Source organism: Bacillus sp. AFS073361 (assembly GCF_002567005.1).
In the GTDB taxonomy this organism is placed as follows: domain Bacteria; phylum Bacillota; class Bacilli; order Bacillales; family Cytobacillaceae; genus Neobacillus.
This window is the reverse complement of sequence record NZ_NUZU01000055.1, coordinates 1,093-1,643: the sequence shown is the minus strand read 5'-3', so window position 1 is coordinate 1,643 and position 551 is coordinate 1,093. Positions and strand designations below refer to the sequence as shown.

Sequence of the window (551 nt, the reverse complement as noted above, 5' to 3'; positions counted from 1 at the left end):
AGGACGTTGCCAGGCTGTAAAAATGGAGGATTAGCTCAGCTGGGAGAGCATCTGCCTTACAAGCAGAGGGTCGGCGGTTCGATCCCGTCATCCTCCACCATATTTTCTTTAATACTTTTCCATACTATTTGCCGGGGTAGCTCAATTGGTAGAGCAACTGACTTGTAATCAGTAGGTTGGGGGTTCAAGTCCTCTCGCCGGCACCATTTGTATGAGCCATTAGCTCAGTTGGTAGAGCATCTGACTTTTAATCAGAGGGTCGAAGGTTCGAGTCCTTCATGGCTCACCATTTAAATGAATATGCGGGTGTGGCGGAATTGGCAGACGCACCAGACTTAGGATCTGGCGCCGCAAGGCGTGGGGGTTCGACTCCCTTCACCCGCACCAAGTTTTTTTACGAAGTAAAATAAACAAAGTTGTTTGCAATAGCAAAATAACTTCCCTTGATATGCGGAAGTAGTTCAGTGGTAGAACACCACCTTGCCAAGGTGGGGGTCGCGGGTTCGAATCCCGTCTTCCGCTCTCTACTAATGCCGGGGTGGCGGAACTGG

Annotated in this window: 5 tRNA genes; all 5 read left to right on the top strand. The window is 49.9% G+C overall.

The features are described from left to right. Positions 1-24: 24 nt before the first annotated feature. The 5 genes from COJ96_RS24980 (at position 25) to COJ96_RS24960 (ending at position 522) form a co-directional block, all read left to right on the top strand. Positions 25-100, top strand: a tRNA-Val gene (locus COJ96_RS24980). Positions 101-130: 30 nt separating this feature from the next. After that, positions 131-206: transfer RNA gene (locus COJ96_RS24975), tRNA-Thr, on the top strand. A 7-nt stretch (positions 207-213) separates the two neighbouring features. Continuing rightward, a tRNA-Lys gene (locus COJ96_RS24970) sits at positions 214-289 on the top strand. A gap of 13 nt (positions 290-302) precedes the next feature. After that, a tRNA-Leu gene (locus COJ96_RS24965) sits at positions 303-387 on the top strand. Positions 388-450: 63 nt separating this feature from the next. Continuing rightward, positions 451-522 (top strand) — tRNA-Gly (locus COJ96_RS24960). Positions 523-551 lie beyond the last annotated feature (29 nt).